General features: G+C 62.7%; 14 protein-coding genes. 5 read left to right on the top strand and 9 right to left on the bottom strand.

What is annotated here, in order from left to right:
• Positions 1–153: 153 nt before the first annotated feature.
• A complete protein-coding gene (locus EFR00_RS08265) occupies positions 154–1,062 on the bottom strand; it encodes a flagellin N-terminal helical domain-containing protein (protein WP_077989583.1) in 909 nt (302 codons plus the stop codon).
• A 389-nt stretch (positions 1,063–1,451) separates the two neighbouring features.
• Here EFR00_RS08265 and EFR00_RS08260 point away from each other — a divergent pair, with 389 nt between their 5' ends.
• On the top strand, positions 1,452–3,473 hold the full coding sequence (locus EFR00_RS08260) for a beta-N-acetylhexosaminidase (protein WP_077989764.1): 2,022 nt from the start codon (positions 1,452–1,454) through the stop codon (positions 3,471–3,473).
• A gap of 113 nt (positions 3,474–3,586) precedes the next feature.
• Here EFR00_RS08260 and EFR00_RS08255 read toward each other — a convergent pair whose 3' ends face one another.
• On the bottom strand, positions 3,587–4,450 hold the full coding sequence (locus tag EFR00_RS08255) for a helix-turn-helix domain-containing protein (protein WP_483475615.1): 864 nt from the start codon (positions 4,448–4,450) through the stop codon (positions 3,587–3,589).
• Positions 4,451–4,604: 154 nt separating this feature from the next.
• Between EFR00_RS08255 and EFR00_RS08250 the strand changes: the two genes are divergently transcribed.
• Positions 4,605–5,615, top strand: a complete 1,011-nt coding sequence (locus tag EFR00_RS08250) for a DMT family transporter (protein ID WP_077989584.1) — start codon at positions 4,605–4,607, stop codon at positions 5,613–5,615.
• 71 nt (positions 5,616–5,686) lie between these two features.
• On the opposite strand, the gene EFR00_RS08245 is transcribed toward EFR00_RS08250, so the two are convergent.
• The 5 genes from EFR00_RS08245 to EFR00_RS08225 form a co-directional block, all read right to left on the bottom strand.
• The gene (locus EFR00_RS08245; protein ID WP_077989585.1) at positions 5,687–6,889 is read right to left on the bottom strand and encodes an ROK family transcriptional regulator; all 1,203 of its coding nucleotides are present in this window, start codon (positions 6,887–6,889) and stop codon (positions 5,687–5,689) included.
• Between the two features lie 75 nt (positions 6,890–6,964).
• On the bottom strand, positions 6,965–8,188 hold the full coding sequence (locus EFR00_RS08240) for an MFS transporter (protein ID WP_077989586.1): 1,224 nt from the start codon (positions 8,186–8,188) through the stop codon (positions 6,965–6,967).
• A 103-nt stretch (positions 8,189–8,291) separates the two neighbouring features.
• Complete coding sequence (locus EFR00_RS08235) at positions 8,292–9,068, bottom strand: SDR family oxidoreductase (protein ID WP_077989587.1); 777 nt, start codon at positions 9,066–9,068, stop codon at positions 8,292–8,294.
• Between the two features lie 23 nt (positions 9,069–9,091).
• Complete coding sequence (locus EFR00_RS08230) at positions 9,092–9,955, bottom strand: MurR/RpiR family transcriptional regulator (RefSeq protein ID WP_077989588.1); 864 nt, start codon at positions 9,953–9,955, stop codon at positions 9,092–9,094.
• Between the two features lie 22 nt (positions 9,956–9,977).
• On the bottom strand, positions 9,978–10,367 hold the full coding sequence (locus EFR00_RS08225; RefSeq protein WP_016736729.1) for a RidA family protein: 390 nt from the start codon (positions 10,365–10,367) through the stop codon (positions 9,978–9,980).
• Positions 10,368–10,478: 111 nt separating this feature from the next.
• On the opposite strand from EFR00_RS08225, the gene EFR00_RS08220 reads away from it, so the two are divergent.
• From EFR00_RS08220 to EFR00_RS08210, 3 genes are read left to right on the top strand one after another with little or no spacing between them, the layout of a single operon-like run.
• Entirely contained in the window at positions 10,479–10,961 is a 483-nt protein-coding gene (locus EFR00_RS08220; RefSeq protein ID WP_077989589.1) for a hypothetical protein, read from the top strand.
• 29 nt (positions 10,962–10,990) lie between these two features.
• Entirely contained in the window at positions 10,991–12,466 is a 1,476-nt protein-coding gene (locus tag EFR00_RS08215) for a M81 family metallopeptidase (protein WP_077989766.1), read from the top strand.
• Positions 12,466–13,566: a D-TA family PLP-dependent enzyme gene (locus EFR00_RS08210; RefSeq protein WP_077989590.1), complete on the top strand. Its 1,101-nt coding sequence runs from the start codon at positions 12,466–12,468 to the stop codon at positions 13,564–13,566. Before EFR00_RS08215 ends, EFR00_RS08210 begins: the two co-directional genes overlap by 1 nt.
• Before the next feature lie 49 nt (positions 13,567–13,615).
• Here EFR00_RS08210 and EFR00_RS08205 read toward each other — a convergent pair whose 3' ends face one another.
• Together EFR00_RS08205 and EFR00_RS08200 are read right to left on the bottom strand one after the other, a co-directional pair.
• On the bottom strand, positions 13,616–14,464 hold the full coding sequence (locus EFR00_RS08205; RefSeq protein ID WP_077989591.1) for an SDR family oxidoreductase: 849 nt from the start codon (positions 14,462–14,464) through the stop codon (positions 13,616–13,618).
• A 293-nt stretch (positions 14,465–14,757) separates the two neighbouring features.
• Entirely contained in the window at positions 14,758–15,795 is a 1,038-nt protein-coding gene (locus EFR00_RS08200; protein ID WP_077989767.1) for an aldo/keto reductase, read from the bottom strand.
• Positions 15,796–16,081 lie beyond the last annotated feature (286 nt).

Raw genomic sequence — 16,081 nt, 5'->3', positions numbered from 1 at the left:
CTTACCGGTGATCGGCAGATCGACAAGGGATCGTGAAATGGCGGCTCCATGCCGAAATGCGACCGAGCCTGGCCGGAAGGCCAGGCTCGGGGTTCGATCAGCGAATGTGGTCCGGGCGTTCTATGCGCCGGGCCCCCTTTGCATCGACCAGGATTAGCCGCGGAACAGCGACATGATGTTCTGGGACGACGAATTCGCAATCGACAGCGACTGGATCGCCAGCTGCTGCTGTGTCTGCAAGGCCGACAGCTTGCTCGATTCCTCCTCCATGTCGGCATCGACCAGGCGGCCGACGCCGGAGTCGATCGAATCCGAAAGCGCACTGACGAAGTCTTCCTGCAGTTCGATGCGCGTCGAGATCGAACCCAATTGCGCACCGGCCGAGGTCATCGCCGACAGCGCCGATTCGATGGTCGACAGCGCCGACTGGATCTGACCGGTGGTAAAGTCGGTAATGTCGAGCGAGTAGACGGAATCGCCGTTTGCATCCGCCGTTCCGAGAATACCCGAGGAGGTTTCGATCGACCCGCTGCTCATGCCGAACAGCACATTGCCGGCGGAGCTGGTGTCCAATGCATATTCCGTCATCTTGACGGACACGGCGCCGGAGCCGTCGCGAACGAAGGACGAGACAACGCTTTTCGTGCCGCTCTCGCCGGCGACCCAGTTCTCGCCCGAGAAGGATGCCGACTGGGCAATGCTCATCAGCTGCTCCTGCAGCTGGCTGATTTCTTCCTGGACCTTTGATTTGTCGACACCGTCTTCGGTCGCCGCCACCAGCTTGGCTTTGATCTCGTCGACGACGTCGATGGCGCTTTCCATTGCCGTGTAAGCGGTATCGACCTTTGCCGCACCGAGGCCAAGCGCGTCGGAGACGGCCGAAAGGGCCTTGTTATCGGAGCGCATCGTGGTGGCGATGGACCAGTAGGCAGCATTGTCGGATGCGGTGTCGACGCGATAACCGGTCGAAACGCTGTTCTGGGTCGATTCGAGGTTAGAGTTGATGCTGCGCAGCGTCTGGAGGGCAGCCATCGCGGAATTGTTCGTATTGATGCTCGTCATTGGAAATTCGCCTGGTTCGGAAGTTGGATGGGTTGCATCCCGGGAACATCCGGGCCGTGGCGAGCAGCCTCATGCTTATCGACCCGTATGGGGCGATCAATTCGCCATCGTTGGATCAATTATTGTACTTAAAGGTACCTTAATGGTTAACGCACGGCGGCCAGCCGAAATTTTTTCCCGAAATGCACCTCGGCCAAAAGGATTATCCGCGATCGGCGGCCGGCATTGGCCCTGGGGTCGGCCGCAGAAATTCCGCATCGGCGATTGACGCCCCGGCGAAAAACCGACTATCAATATTAAATCAATTTGATTGACTTCAACGCCATGCCGATCCCGGCGCTGTGCCGGAACGCTCGAAAACCTGGTTTTCCCCTCAAGGAAGAGTGATGATGTCGACACCGCGACCGAATACCCTGCGGCTTGAAACCCTCTGGAACCCGCCTGCCGACGGCAAGGAATTTTCCTACGTCCTGCGCCTCAAGAACCTCGGCAGCGAACCGCTTTCGAGTTTTTCCCTCTGCGTCAGCGGCCCGGGCCGTGTCGATCCCGCCGGGCGCGTCGAAGGCGCGACCGTTTCGCAACGGCTTTCGAATTTCACCGAATTCCAGCCGCCGGCCGGTTTCGTGCTCGGCGCCGGCGAGACCTGGACGATCTCCGTCTATGCGCTGAGCTGGCAGTTCCGACACTGGACGGACGGCGCGACTAGCGCCTATCTGGCGCTTTCGGATGGCAGCACCATCGTGCTGGGTGTCGAGCCGACGCGCTCATCGGTCAGCAATGCAGCGCTGAAGCGCGGCGCCGAGATCTATCCCGTTCCCGCCAACGCGCCCGTTCAGATTTCGGTCATCCCCTGGCCGAACCACGTCGCGGTCGCCTCGCGCCGGCCGCTGCCGGCCGGCTTTGCCCCGCTGGCGCAGAGCGGCGAAGGGGAGGCGGCGGCGCAAAGCTTCACGACGCTGGTCGACCATCTCTTCGCCGTCGAGGGCATTGTCCGAAGCGCGGCGGAAGGCGCGGTCCCGGTCATGCTGAAGGATGCCGCCGGCTTCGGCCCCGAAGCCTATCGGCTGAGCTTCGACGACGAGACCCTGACGGTCGAGGCGAGCAGCCGCACCGGCTTCCTCTATGGTCTGGTGACACTCGGCCAAATCTGGCGCGGCGCCAGGCTGCATCCCGGCGTCTTCCAGTTTCCTGGAGCCGGCGAGATCGTCGACGAGCCGGCGATGGGCTGGCGCGGCCTGCATCTCGATGTCGCCCGCCAGTTTTACGGCGCCGCCGAGGTCAAGAAGCTGCTGGCGGTGCTTGCCTGGAACAAGCTCAACCGCTTCCACTGGCACCTTTCCGACGACGAGGCCTGGCGCGTCGAGATCGACGCCTATCCCGCCCTGACCGAGATCGGCGCCTGGCGCGGCCACGGTCTTGCCGTGCCGCCGCTGCTGGGGTCGAGCCCGGCCCGAACCGGCGGCTACTACACCAAATCCGTCATCCGAGAGATCGTCGCCCATGCGAAGAGCTTCGGCATCGAGATCGTGCCCGAGATCGATATGCCCGGCCATTGCTACGCCATGCAGCAGGCGATCCCGGAGCTGCGCGATCCGGCCGAGAAAGGCAGCTACTACTCGGTCCAGGGCTTTCCCGACAATTGCATCAATCCGGCCCGCGAGCAGACCTACGAGATCGTCGAGACCATCCTTTCCGAACTGATCGAGCTCTTCCCGTTCAAGGTCATCCATCTCGGCGCCGACGAGGTGCCGCTCGGGGCGTGGTCCGGTTCGCCGGCAGCACTCGATCGCCTGCGCGCCGTCGCCGGCGACGCGGTCGCCGATGCGCATGCCAAGCGACTGAATGTCGTGACCAATACCCATGGCGCCGACGATATTCACGGTTCGGGCGCAGCGATCCTGCAGGCGGAGTTCCTGGAGCGCGTGCAGCGTTTCCTGGCAAGCAAGGGCTGCATCACCGGCGGCTGGGAAGAAGCGGCACACGGCGATGTCATCGACAAGGAGAAGAGCTATCTCTGCAGCTGGCGCAATGTCGAGGTCTCGGCCGAACTCGCCGAACGCGGCTATCAGATGGTCGTCTGCCCCGGCCAGGTCTACTACCTCGACATGGCGCTGAGGCCCGATTGGGACGAGCCGGGCGCCAGCTGGGCGGGGAATTCGGACGCGGAAAAGCTCTATAAGTTCGATCCGGTGGGCGGCTGGACGGCGGCGCAGAAACAGCAGCTGCTCGGCATCCAGGCCTGCATATGGTCGGAACCGATGACCGACCGCGCCGTCTTCGACCGCCTCGTCTTCCCGCGTATCTCGGGGCTTGCCGAAACCGGCTGGACGAAGCCGCCGGCCAAATCCTGGGAGCGCTTCAAGGCGCTCGCAGGGCTGATGCCGCTGCTTTACGGGCTGCAACAGTCGTAAGGCATGTCTCGCAAAAGTGTGCAGCGGTTTTGCGATAAAGACATGCGTAAAAGCAAAGACCTAAAGCGTGACAAGCGAATCTGAAAGATCGCGACACGCTTTAGCGCCGGCCTTCACTGCCGCTGCCGGTAGGCAGAGGGTGTGACGCCAGTGCCCAGCTTGAAGGCCCGCGTCAGGTGGCTCTGGCTGCTGAAGCCGCAGGCCGAAGCGATCTGCGCGATCGGCTCCATGCCCGATAACATCGATTTGGCGCGCTCGACACGACGGTGCGCCACCCAGCCATGCGGCGACACGCCAAAGCTTGCCCGGAACATCCGCTGAAAATGAAAGGCGCTGAGCTGGCCGATATCAGCCAGATCCTGCAAGCGGATCGTCTCGCCGAGATGGGCCTCGATATAATCCAGAGTTCGGCGCCGCACATGCGGCGCGAGCCCGCCGCTGATCGCGCGGGCACGCATGCCTCCATAGCGCGGATCGACGAAGAGGTCGTGGATCGCCTGCGTCATCGCTTCTTCGGCCAGCAGATGGCCGCCCGCCAACATCGCTTCCGTCATCTGCCGAAGCCTCCGCGCCAAGGCGGGCGCATCGGCGAAGGTCACTTCGGCAAGAGCCATGAACCGCGCATCGCGGTCAAAGGTCTCGGCAAACATCCGGCGCATCTGATCGTCGGGAACATACAGATGGACGAATTCGAAGAAGTCGGTGATCTCCCATTCGGACGAGTGCCCCTGCGGCATGATGCACAGCACACCAGGACGGCCGCGCGCGTCGGGGCCGCCATCCAGCCGACGCGTTCCGGCGCCGCCGCTCAAATAAAGACTGAACGTATGACCGTCCGGCCGCTCGTAGCGCATCCGGTCATGCGCATTGCTCCAGATGGCAGCCGATCGCCCGAAACCGAGATCGATCGACTGTGACATCCGCGCCTTGGGAGAGGCGGACAAAAACCTGAATACCGAGAGGCGGCTATCTTTCACCAATTCTTTCCCACAGCTGGCCACGCCTTCAGAACAATACGAAGAGACGCCTGATATGGCGAGAGGGAAGTCCGGGCACATCGATTTCATAGCAAGAATCTGCAAGAGACCTGCTCACGATTTGCCTATTCGTGGAGAAAACGAGGATTACTCCATGGCAAACGCCGTTCTTTTCATCGCGACCGTTCTCATATGGGGGACGACCTGGATCGCCATAGCGATGCAGGTCGGTCCGATGCCGGTCCTGGTCTCGGTCTTTTACCGATTTGCGCTGGCAGCCGTGATCCTCGTTGCCATCCTGGCCGTCATGCGGAGGCTCAAGCTCCCTGCCTTGCGCGATCAACCCTTCATCCTTGCGCAGGCGCTCTGCCTGTTCAGCCTCAATTTCATCTGTTTCTACAATGCCGCCGCCTCGATTCCCTCAGGGCTGATCTCGGTGATCTTCTCGCTCGCGACGATCTACAATGCCGTCAATGCGCGCCTCTTCTTCGGCGACCGCATTACCGGCCGCACGCTGCTCGCCGCGGCGCTCGGCGCCACCGGCCTTCTCCTGCTGTTCGGAGAGGAGGTCGTCGTCGATTTCGATATGGGCACGTTGAAAGGGATCGGGCTCGCAGCGCTCGGCACGCTGTTCTTCTCGCTCGGCAACATGGCATCGCGCCGCAACAGCGCGGCCGGCATCTCACCGCTGACCGCCAATGCCTGGGGCATGACCTATGGCACGATCGTCCTCCTCGTGCTGATTGCCGTGACGCAGACGCCGATCGTGGCGCCATCAGGCATCACCTATCTTGCCGCGCTGCTCTATCTCTCGGCGATCGGATCGGTGATCGGTTTCACCACCTACCTGATGCTGGTGTCGCGCATCGGCTCCTCACGGGCTGCCTATGCGACCGTGCTGTTCCCGATCGTCGCCCTGTCGCTGTCGACGGTCTTCGAGGGCTACCACTGGAGCGGTCTCGGCCTGATCGGCCTGGCGCTGACGCTTCTCGGCAACGTGATCATCTTTGCGCGCCCTCTCAAGAGGGCTGCCCCTCATCCGGCTGCCGCCACCTTCTCCCCGCCCGCGGGGAGAAGGGAAGATGCCGCAACCCCTCCGTCCCTCGCCAACCTCTCGCAGGGCACGTCCCCTCTCCCCGTCATAACGGGGAGAGGGCTAGGGTGAGGGGCATATCCCGTGGCCGTTGACCTACTCTCTAAGCTAACGGGAAATCGTCAAAATATCGGCCAACCTTTTTAGCCGACCGGCTTCTGCAGCACGTCGAAGCGCGGATTTGTTTCGGAAAAGATCGGCAGGGCGGCGGCGCCGAGGATGGCGGTGTCCTTGCCGGTCATGCCGATCATCACGCGGGGCACCGTCCGCTGCCGGGCGGGGTCGATCGGATCGTGCAGCGGCTCCAGCCGTTCGGCAAGCCGGCGCATCAGCGAGGTCGTCAGGCTGCCGCCGAGCACGATGGTCTGAGGATCGAAGGCAAGTTCGAGGAAATCGACGGTCTGCCGCAGCGGCTGGACGGCCTGATCGAGCCAGGCGTCCAGACCCTCGCCGCCCTTGGCGATCAGCGCATCGAGATCGTCTGAAGACATTTCCCCGGCATTGGCAATGCCCATGAATTCATAGGCAACCGACGCCGAGATATAGCGATCCAGGCAGCCGCGTTTGCCGCAGCTGCAGAGCCTGCCATGCGGCTCGACGATGACGTGACCGATCTCGCCGGCATTGTTGCGGCTGCCCTTGTAGAGATGGCCGTCGAGAAACATGCCGGCGCCGATACCGCCGCCGCCGGCCAGAAACAGGTAGACGAAGCTGGCGAGGCCGCGGGCGACGCCGTGAAGCCGCTCGCCGATCGCAGCCGCCGTCGCATCGTTCTCGACCAGCACCGGCACGTTGAGCCGCTGTTTCAGCTCGTGGCCGACGGGAAACCCCTGCCAGCCGGGCAGGCTCTGCGGGCTCAAAGAGGTGGTGCCGCCCTCGGCATAGCGGCCGGGCAGAGCGATGCCGACGCCGAGCAGCCGCTCCTGATCGAAGGCGGAGGCCTGTTTGAGATGCTCGACGATCGACTGGAGGACCGGCATCGCCCGCTGCGGATCGGGGTGTTCGATCTGGCGTTCGACGCGCGCACAGACGGCGCCGGCAAGATCGGTCAGCACGCCGCTCGCCCGCTGGCGGCCAAGTTCGAGGCCGATCGAATAGGCGCCGGCCGGATTGATGGAATAAGGAATGATCGGCTGGCCGCGCGCCAGCTTCTGCGCCTCGGCGGCGACAAGCAGATGCGACCTCTCCAGCTCCTCGACAATGTTCGACACGGTCTGCGGCGTCAGCGCCGTCATCCGGGCGATTGCCGCCCGCGACAGGGAGCCATGCGTGCGGATCAACTCGATCACCACCCGCCGATTGTGAGACTTGGCCTGCTCGAGATTCGTGCCGGAGATCGCCTTCATGTCGCCTTCAGAGGATATGCCTCACCACCCTTGTCACAAGACGGGTAGGGATGAAAGCCACATTCTTCCTTCGGCCTATTGAACCTCGGTGTCAGCAGGGGCAACGGCAGGGCGGCGCTGCAGCAGGCCGAGGAGGGCGATCCCCGACAATCCGGTGACGGCGCTGAGAACGGCCGTTCCGGAATAACCGGTAGCCCAAGTGCCGGCGGCGAAGACCAGCGCGCCGATGCCAGCACTCGCAAAGATATTGACCGAGATCAGGGCGCTGCCGAGCCCCGGCCGATCGGCAATGAGATCCTGCAGATAGGTGATCGGAATGCTGATGATCGCCGCCGCACCTATGCCGGCGATCAGGGTCAGTGCATAGAGGTGCCATGGCGCAGAGGCAAAGCCGAGCAGGCTGAGGAACAGCGCATAGATGATGGTGCCGGCGGCAAGCGCCGTCATCTGCCCGGTCTTCCGCGCGATCCGCGACCAGACGATGATGAAGATCACCTCCAGAAGCGCGACGATGCCGACCAGAATGCCGACATCGCTGAGCCGGCCATGCCCCGCGCCGGTGGCGATCAGCGGCAGAAGGGCGTCGTTCAGATGCAGCGTGCTGGTGATCAGCGCCACGCCTGCGATATGCGCCGAAATCCGCGGCGATACCACCTGCCGCAGGGCGCCGAGATAGGTGAGATGATGAACCGCCGCCATTTCCGTTCCGACCCGCTTCGGCAAAGCGAAGAGGATGATGCCCTGGCATAGAAGGCACGAGATGGCGGCGAAGAGATAGGCCGGCAGCATGCTCGACGCACCCGAGAGGACAAGGCCGGTGATGCCGGGGATCAGCACCCAGGAGAGCGAGATCATCGCGCGCACGCCTGAATTGGCCGTCACCATGTCGCTGCGGCTCATGCCCTGCATCGCCGCGCGCGCATTGGCAAACAGCAGCGAGTTCAGTGCCCCGTAGATCGGCAGCGGCAGCAGCGCGCTGACGACGAAGGTGGCCGCACTCGGAAACGCATAGACCATGCCGTAGCCGACAATGCCGAAGAGACAGGCGCCGATCATCGCCGAACGGTATTCGCCGAGCCGGTCGGCGAGATTGCCGAGCAGAACGCTGATTACCACATTCACCGCCGCCGAGGCGAAGGCGAGGAAGGAATAGAGCCCGTCGCTCAGGCCCAGTTCGCGAATGCCGACGATCGACCGATAGGGCGCCGTCATCGCCCCCGCCATGCCGAAGGTGAAAATGGCGATCATGCTGGCGCGGATCGCCGGATTGCGGAAGACGTCGGGAAAGAGGCGGCTCATCGGGTCATCAATCAAAAGGGAAATCGGCAGGCGCGGCCGCGGCGGGCAGTCTCAAAAGTCAGGTCATGCAATCATTTCGGCTCAGAAATCGGCGCGCCTGATATCAGTAATGTTCCGATTGCGAGAAGGTCCGCGCCAGTTCGGCCTGCCCTGCCGTCAGCCCGCAATCGACAGGCAGGCAGACGCCCGTAATGGCGGCGGCGAGCGGGCCGGCAAGGAAGCCTACGGCATTGGCGACATCACGGGGATCGACGACGCGCTGCAGCGGATACCAGCGGCGCGCCTGCTCGAAGACGTTGGGATTGGCGGCGGCGCGCGCCTCCCAGGCCTGGGTCTTCACCGTGCCGGGCGCCACGGCATTCGAGCGGATGCCGAACTTGCCGTATTCCACCGCCACCAGCCGGGTGAAATGCAGAAGCCCGGCCTTGGCGGCGCTATAGGCCGGATGCCCGAACACGTTCATGCCGTTGACCGAGGCGATGTTGACGACGGAGCCTTTGGAAGCCTTCAGCATCGGTTCGAAGGCGCGGAAACACAGGAAGGCGGCCTCGAGATTGAGCGCATTGTCGGCCCGCCAGATCTCCGGCGTCGTGTCGTGCAGGCTGGTGGCGCGGGCCGCACCGGCATTGTTGACGAGGGTTCGCACCACGCCGATATCAGCCGCGCGTTTTGCCAGTTCTGATATGCTCCTCTCGCTGGTCACATCGCAGCCGACGGCGACGAAGCGATCCTCCGGCCCGAGCCTCGAGGCGACGGCGGCCGCAGCCGCGGCATCGATGTCGGCGAGCAGCACGACGTCATGATCATCGGCAAGCCGGACGGCGATCGCAGCACCTATATCACCCGCCGCACCTGTAACGATCGCTGCCGATTGGGTCATCTTCCCGCACTCCCGCTCATGGTTCAATCTCCAAGCAGTTGCCGGTCGTCGCCATCGCGGTGGATGACGAGCTGCTGCTTGATGCGCCGAAGCGTGGTCGTCGCCTTCGGTTGAACGGCATAGGCGACCAGGCTCGAGAGGATGTCGACGGTGGCGATGTAGGCGATGCGCGTCGAGGTCGGACGATAGATATTGTTGCCCTCGGGAAGGTCGATCGGCACGACGATTTCCGCCGCCTTGGCAACCGGGCTTTCCGCCTGGGTCAGCGCGATCGTCTTCACCTTGGTGTCTCTGGCAAGCTCGAAGGCCCGCACCAGCTCCATATTCCGCCCCGAGAAGGACGAGCCGATCAGCACATCGCCCGGCCGGGCCGCCGCCGCCATCATCAGCTGCATGCTGTGGTCGGAACTGGCGGTGATACGAAGCCCGAGACGGAAGAGGCGGTTCTGCAGCTCGTCGGCGATCATCGACGAATTGCCGCCCGAGCCGAAGGCATAGATCATATCGGCCTTGGCGATATGGGCAACGGCCGCTTCGATCGCCGCCAGATCGAGCGAGCGGTGCAGCAGAAACAGCGCGTTCTGCGCCTTGGTGATGATATCCTGGGCGACATCGGCCGGTTCGGTGCTCTTCGATTCCGGTTTCAGATAGCGCACGCCGATATGGGCGGTGCGGGCGAGCTGCACCTTGAAATCGGAAAAGCTTTCGCAGCCGAGCCGCCGGCAGAAGCGGGTGACGGTCGGCGGCGAAACCTCGGCCCGTTCGGCGAGCTCGATGATCGAGGCATTCACAGCAAACTCGAAATCGTTGACGATGATTTCCGCGATGCGGTTTTCCGAAGGAGAAAGCCGGCTCTTATCTTCCTGCAATGTCGAAAAGATATCCAAACCGACTCCCACCGATTTTTCGCTATGCGTCCTTCTTCTTATAGGCCACGCAGTCGATCTCAACCTTGCAATCGACCATCATCGACGATTGCACACAGGCGCGTGCCGGCGGATGTTCGCCGAAATACTCCTGGTAGATCTTGTTGAAGGTCCAGAAGTCGCGCGGATCGTCGAGCCAGACGCCGACGCGCACGACATGCTCGACCCCGTAGCCGGCCTCCTCGAGAATCTCCAGCACATTGGCGATCGTCTTGTGGGTCTGGGCGATGATGTTGCCGTCGATGATTTCGCCGTCTTCCATCGCAACCTGGCCGGAAACATAGAGCCATCCATCGGCCTCGACCGCACGCGCGAATGGCAGCGTCTTGCCGCCGGCGCCCGTTTGAACCGTGCCATAGCGCTTGATGGGCATGCTGAAGTCCTTGCAAATTATTTTCTTGATACGTTGACAAATGACCATAGAAAGCAGAATTTGACCAGTGAAAAACGCGATTTATGAAAAGAATTTCAATCCGGGGCGAACATGCGCGATCCTTTTCAGAACCCTTTCCCCACCGACGCTACCCGGCACGCCATTTGGGAAATGCTCGTTTCCCGCGATATCGATGCATTTCTCGCCGCCGACTGGTCGATGGTCGAGGATGATTTCGTCGAAGAGGGCTTCATCGGCATAGACGGCCGCAAGGAGGTGAACCCCGACAACTGGCGGCTCGCCTTTCCCTCGCTCTCGGCCTACCGCGAGGAGTGGCTGAGGCAGGCGAGAGATTTCGCCGGGCAGAGCTTCGCGGAAGATCCGCGCACGGCGATTTTCACCACCACGACGCTTGAAGATATCGAGATCGAAGGCGACACGGCGCTGGTCCGCAAGAAATTCGACGGCGGCATTACCAAGGCCGACGGCACCCGCGATGTCCTGCAATGGCAGACGCTCTATTATTGCCGGCTGCACGAGGGCCGCTGGAAAATCTCAGGTTTCACCGGCTACCTGCCGAACCCGATGCGGTGAGGCGGGGCCTGCAACAGAAGGCCACTTTCTTGCGCATATTCACGGCAGCACTGGCGACCGAGACCAACACCTTCTCCCCGATCTGCGTCGATCGTCGCGCATTCGAAGCCTCGCTCTATGCCCCGCCCGGCCAGCATCCCGAAACGCCGACGCTCTGCACCGCGCCGATCACCGTCGGCCGGCGCGTGACCAGAGAAAAGGGTTGGGAGCTGATCGAGGGCACAGCCACCTGGGCCGATCCCGCAGGCCTCGTCAACCGGACGACCTATGAGGAACTGCGCGACGAAATTCTCGGCCAGCTGCGCGCGGCCATGCCTGTTGATGCCGTCGTCATGGGCCTGCACGGCGCCATGGTCGCAGCCGGACACGAGGATACGGAAGGCGACCTTCTCCAGCGCATGCGCGAGATCGTCGGGCCTGACGTCCTCATCTGCGCCGAACTCGATCCGCACAGCCATCTGACCGCCAAACGCGTCGCCGCGCTTGATTTCGCCGTCTATTTCAAGGAATTCCCGCATACTGATTTCGTCGACCGCGCCGAGGATCTCTGGCGTATCGCCGTCGACACGCTCGAAGGCCGGGTCACGCCTGTCATGTCGGTGTTCGACTGCCGGATGATCGACGTCTTCCCGACCTCGCGCGAGCCGATGCGCTCCTTCGTCGACAAGATCATGCGGATCGAGAAGGATGACCCCGAGATCCTGTCGATTTCGGTGATCCACGGCTTCATGGTCGGCGACGTTCCCGAAATGGGAACGAAGCTGCTTGTCGTCACCGACAACAGGCCGGAGAAGGGCGCCGCCCTGGCGCGCGATCTCGGACTCGAACTCTTTTCCAAACGCGGCACCTTCATGGTCCCGCAGATCGACGAAAAGGACGCGGTGTCCCGCGCCATGGCCGCGACCGCATGGCCTGTGGTGATCGCCGACGTCTGGGACAATCCGGGAGGCGGCACGGCCGGCGATGCGACCGTTGTTCTCGCCGAGCTGATGGCCCGCGGCGTCAGGAGTGCTGCTATCGGCACCATCTGGGATCCGATGGCGGTGCAGATCTGTTTTGCGGCGGGCGAGGGGGCGGAAATCCCGCTGCGCTTCGGCGCCAAATCGGCGCCTGGCACCGGCAATCCGATCGACGGCACGGTCAAGGTCGTCAGGCTGGTGAAAAATGCCGAGATGCAGTTCGGCGAGAGCCTCGCTCCCTTCGGCGACGCCGCCCATATCGTGCTCGACGGCATCGACATCATTCTCAATTCGACGCGCGCCCAGAGCTTCGATCCGAGCCTGTTTTCGGTGATGGGCATCGATCCGACGAAGCAGAAGATCCTGGTGATCAAATCCACCAATCATTTCTTCGCCTCGTTTTCGAAGATCGCCGCCGAAATCCTTTACTGCTCCGCCGGAACGCCCTATCCCAATAATCCGGCGACGACACCGTATCGGCGGGCGCCGAAGACGATATGGCCGATCGTGGCCGATCCACACGGGTTAAAACGCGGAGCCGCCTGATGCCTGATCGCAGCTTTGCCGTCGTCGCCAAGGCAGGAGACCGGATCGCCGATCTCTCGACGCCGCGCCCCGTGATCGACGAAGACCGGCTGGCTGCCAACATCGCCCGCGTTCAATCCTATATGGATGAGCACGGGCTGAACTTCCGCCCGCATATCAAGACCCACAAGATCCCGGCGCTGGCTGTCGCCCAAGTCGCCGCCGGCGCCAAGGGCATCAACTGCCAGAAGGTCACGGAGGCGGAAGTCTTCGCCGAAGCCGGCTTCAACGACATCCTCATCACCTTCAACATCCTGGGACAGCAGAAACTCGAACGCCTCGCCAGGCTGAACGAGCGCATTTCCGCCCTCAAGGTCGTCGCCGACAGCGAACAGACGGTCGACGGGTTGGCGGCCCATTTTTCCGGCCACAAGCCGCTGACCGTGCTGGTCGAATGCGACACCGGCGGCGGCCGCTGCGGCGTGCAGACATCCGACGAGGCGGCATCACTCGCCAGGCGCATCGCCGCTGCCGACGGCCTCAGCTTCGGCGGCATCGTCACCTATCCCAAACCACAATCGGCCGCCGCCGTCGAAGCCTTCATCACCGAGACGCTGGACCGCCTGCAAGCAGATGGCATAAGCTGCCCGATCGTCAGCAATGGCGGAACGCCGAGCCTGTTCGAGGCGCATCTCGTTCCCTCGGCCACCGAACACCGCGCCGGCACCTATATCTACAACGACCGCCAGATGGTGCGTATGGGCCATTGCACTGAGAACGATTGCGCCATGCACGTGCTGGCAACCGTCGTCTCCCGCCCCACCGCCGACCGCGCCGTCATCGATGCCGGCTCGAAGGCGCTGACCTCGGACCTTCAGGGCTTCAGCGATTACGGCCTGATCGTCGGCTATCCCCAGGCGCGGATCACCAGCCTCTCGGAAGAACACGGCATCATCGATCTTTCTTCCTGCACCGGCCCCCGCCCGCAGATCGGCGAAAAACTCTTCATCATCCCGAACCACACCTGCGTCGTCTCCAACCTCTTCGACACGATGGTGTTTCATCGCGGTGGCGTTGTGACCCGCGTCGAAGAGGTCGCCGCGCGCGGCCTCGTCTGGTAGGGCCGGCTCCGGCGGTGCCGAACGCCGTTGCGGTTGTTTGATTGACGGTTTAGCCGTTGCTGTTTTCACCGATTGCGAGAGAATTCGACAGCTGGCGGTAGGCGTCGATCTGCTGCTGCAGGAGGGCAATCCTCTGCTCGGCAACCTGGATGGCGTCAGCACCCGCGATGAAACGTCGTGGGAGTTCGTCCTGGGCCGAGAGCGTGATCAGGGCACGTGCGAGCTTGGCGGGATCGCCGCCTTGCTTGCCATTCTGTCCTTTATAGAAAGCAATTTGCTGGCTTCGGCGTTCGGCATAATCGTCGATCGCCGGCGCCGCATAATTGGTGGATGCCTCCGTGAGCAGCTCCGTTCGGAAAAAGCCGGGGTTGACGATCATCGTCTGGACGCCGAGCGGGCTGACTTCGGCATGCAGAGCGTCCATCCAGCCCTCAAGGGCAAACTTGGAAGCCGAGTAGGCGGAGCTAAACTCGAAGCCCATAAATCCGGCCGATGAGGAGATGGAAATCACCTTGCCAGAACGCTGCTTGCGCATGGCCGGCAGAAAGGCGCGGGTCACGTTCATGGGGCCACCAAGGCTGGTGCTGAGCTGCAACTCCATCTGTTCGGGAGACAACTCCTCAAAATACCCCGCATAAAAGCTCGCCGCGTTGTTGACCAACACGTCGATCCGTCCGAACCGCTTGAACGTCGCCTGTACAGCGGCTTCCGCATCGACCACGCTGGTCACATCGAGCTTAACGACAAGCAGGAGTTCGGAAACACCCACGGCCTTCGTCACCTTCTCTGGATCGCGCCCGGTGGCGACCACCCGGTGACCCGCCGCCAGTGCCGCCTTTGCAATGTCCAGGCCCAGACCACGGCCTGCGCCGGTGATGAACCAGACGTCGTTACGCATCTCGGTACTCCCTTTTGTTGTTTGTTATCCATCCATGGCCGCTTGTGCGGCCGACGGAAAGGCGCCTCATATCGCCTGAACGGCGGGCAAGCGCTTCGCCGATCAGGAGGAAGCCCCGGTTATCGCTGCAACCCGATTGGTGTTGGTCATGGCTATATCGTTCCTTTTACTGCTCTGTCTGGCCTGATACCGATCCGGAATGCCGGACCGCCCGACTGCAGAAGCGGCGGCGCCTGGTGCACAGCCCCCGGGATGGAACCGATAGACTTCAAGCCCACCGGCTCCTCAGCTCGTTACCGAAGGGGCGACATGCCGCTTCCGCCCTTGGAGCTCGTTCCAAGCTTGGCGCCGGTATCGATCATCGCAAGCATCGGCGGACTCAGCCGCGCGCCCTGGACCTTGATCTGAGCGAAACCATCATCGATCTCCTTGATGTCGGCAGCACTCAACTGGACCTGAAGCGCGTCCATGTTCTGATCCATCTGGTCCTGCGTCGTTGGTCCGGGGATAGGAACGATCCACGGCTGGCGGGCGAGCAGCCAAGCGAGGGCGACCTGTCCGGGCGCAGCCTGATGACGCGCGCCTACCCGCTGCAGCAGTTCGACCACGGGCCAGTTGGCGCGGCGCGCCTCTGGCGTGAAGCGGGGCAGGTTGGCCCTAAGATCGGCAGGGCCATGGACCGTCATCGGGGTCACGGTACCGGTCAGATACCCCATCCCGAGCGGGCTCCACGGCACGAAGCCGATGCCCAGTTCCTCGCAGGTGGCGAGAACCTCCATCTCCGGATCACGTGTCCAGACGGAGTATTCATTCTGCACCGCTGTGACCGGCTGTACCTTATGCGCTCGGCGAATGGTCGCCTCGCCCGCAGCCGAGAGGCCGAAGTGCCGGACCTTGCCTTCGCGGATCAGATCCTGCACGGTACCGGCCACGTCCTCGATCGGCACCCTGGGATCAACGCGATGCTGGTACTGAAGATCAATGTAGTCGGTCTTCAGCCGGCGAAGCTGTTGCTCGGTGACCCGCTTGATATGGTCGGGGCGGCTGTTGACGCCGCGAACCTGACCTTCCGGCGTGATGTCAAATCCGAACTTGGTGGCGATAACGACTTGATCACGGATCGGCGACAGTGCTTCGCCGGTGATTTCCTCGCCCAGGAACGGTCCATAGACTTCTGCGACGTCGAAGAACGTCACGCCCCGCTCGTAAGCCGCGCGGATGATCCGGACCGCTTCCTGCCTGTTGGTGGGCGGGCCGTACATGCCGGCAAAGTTCTGGCAACCCATGCCGAGGGCGGAAACTTCCAGTGAACCGAGTTTGCGGCGCTGCACGCCTGCTGGTTTTGCCCCTGTTGCAGCGGCTGCCGTCGCCGCCGATTGGGCTCTGGCGGCGGTCAGCGGCAGCATAGAGACTGCGGCAATGCCGAGGCCTGCGGCAAATAATTTCCGACGGTCCGGCATTGCGGGAGCATCGGCTTCAAGTCCGTGGTCAGTGTGCTGTTTCATGGGTCTGCACCTCCGGTAGGGTTGCAACATGCCTCGGCGCAGCGCTGAGCCGCTACGCCTCCGAGAACTGGCGGGAGATTACGCTGGTCTAAAATTTCCAAAAATGGCAGTC

The organism is Rhizobium sophoriradicis, assembly GCF_003939025.1.
Lineage (GTDB): Bacteria > Pseudomonadota > Alphaproteobacteria > Rhizobiales > Rhizobiaceae > Rhizobium > Rhizobium sophoriradicis.
Note: the sequence above shows the minus strand (reverse complement) of the source record. Positions and strands in the feature narration are given on the sequence as shown.

What these genes read in the sequence shown, in the direction of transcription:
- EFR00_RS08265 (WP_077989583.1), bottom strand. Translation starts at nt 1,062, where the DNA reads ATGACGAGCATCAATACGAACAATTCCGCGATGGCTGCCCTCCAGACG.
- EFR00_RS08260 (WP_077989764.1), top strand. Translation starts at nt 1,452, where the DNA reads ATGTCGACACCGCGACCGAATACCCTGCGGCTTGAAACCCTCTGGAAC.
- EFR00_RS08250 (WP_077989584.1), top strand. Translation starts at nt 4,605, where the DNA reads ATGGCAAACGCCGTTCTTTTCATCGCGACCGTTCTCATATGGGGGACG.
- EFR00_RS08245 (WP_077989585.1), bottom strand. Translation starts at nt 6,889, where the DNA reads ATGAAGGCGATCTCCGGCACGAATCTCGAGCAGGCCAAGTCTCACAAT.
- EFR00_RS08240 (WP_077989586.1), bottom strand. Translation starts at nt 8,188, where the DNA reads ATGAGCCGCCTCTTTCCCGACGTCTTCCGCAATCCGGCGATCCGCGCC.
- EFR00_RS08235 (WP_077989587.1), bottom strand. Translation starts at nt 9,068, where the DNA reads ATGACCCAATCGGCAGCGATCGTTACAGGTGCGGCGGGTGATATAGGT.
- EFR00_RS08225 (WP_016736729.1), bottom strand. Translation starts at nt 10,367, where the DNA reads ATGCCCATCAAGCGCTATGGCACGGTTCAAACGGGCGCCGGCGGCAAG.
- EFR00_RS08220 (WP_077989589.1), top strand. Translation starts at nt 10,479, where the DNA reads ATGCGCGATCCTTTTCAGAACCCTTTCCCCACCGACGCTACCCGGCAC.
- EFR00_RS08210 (WP_077989590.1), top strand. Translation starts at nt 12,466, where the DNA reads ATGCCTGATCGCAGCTTTGCCGTCGTCGCCAAGGCAGGAGACCGGATC.
- EFR00_RS08205 (WP_077989591.1), bottom strand. Translation starts at nt 14,464, where the DNA reads ATGCGTAACGACGTCTGGTTCATCACCGGCGCAGGCCGTGGTCTGGGC.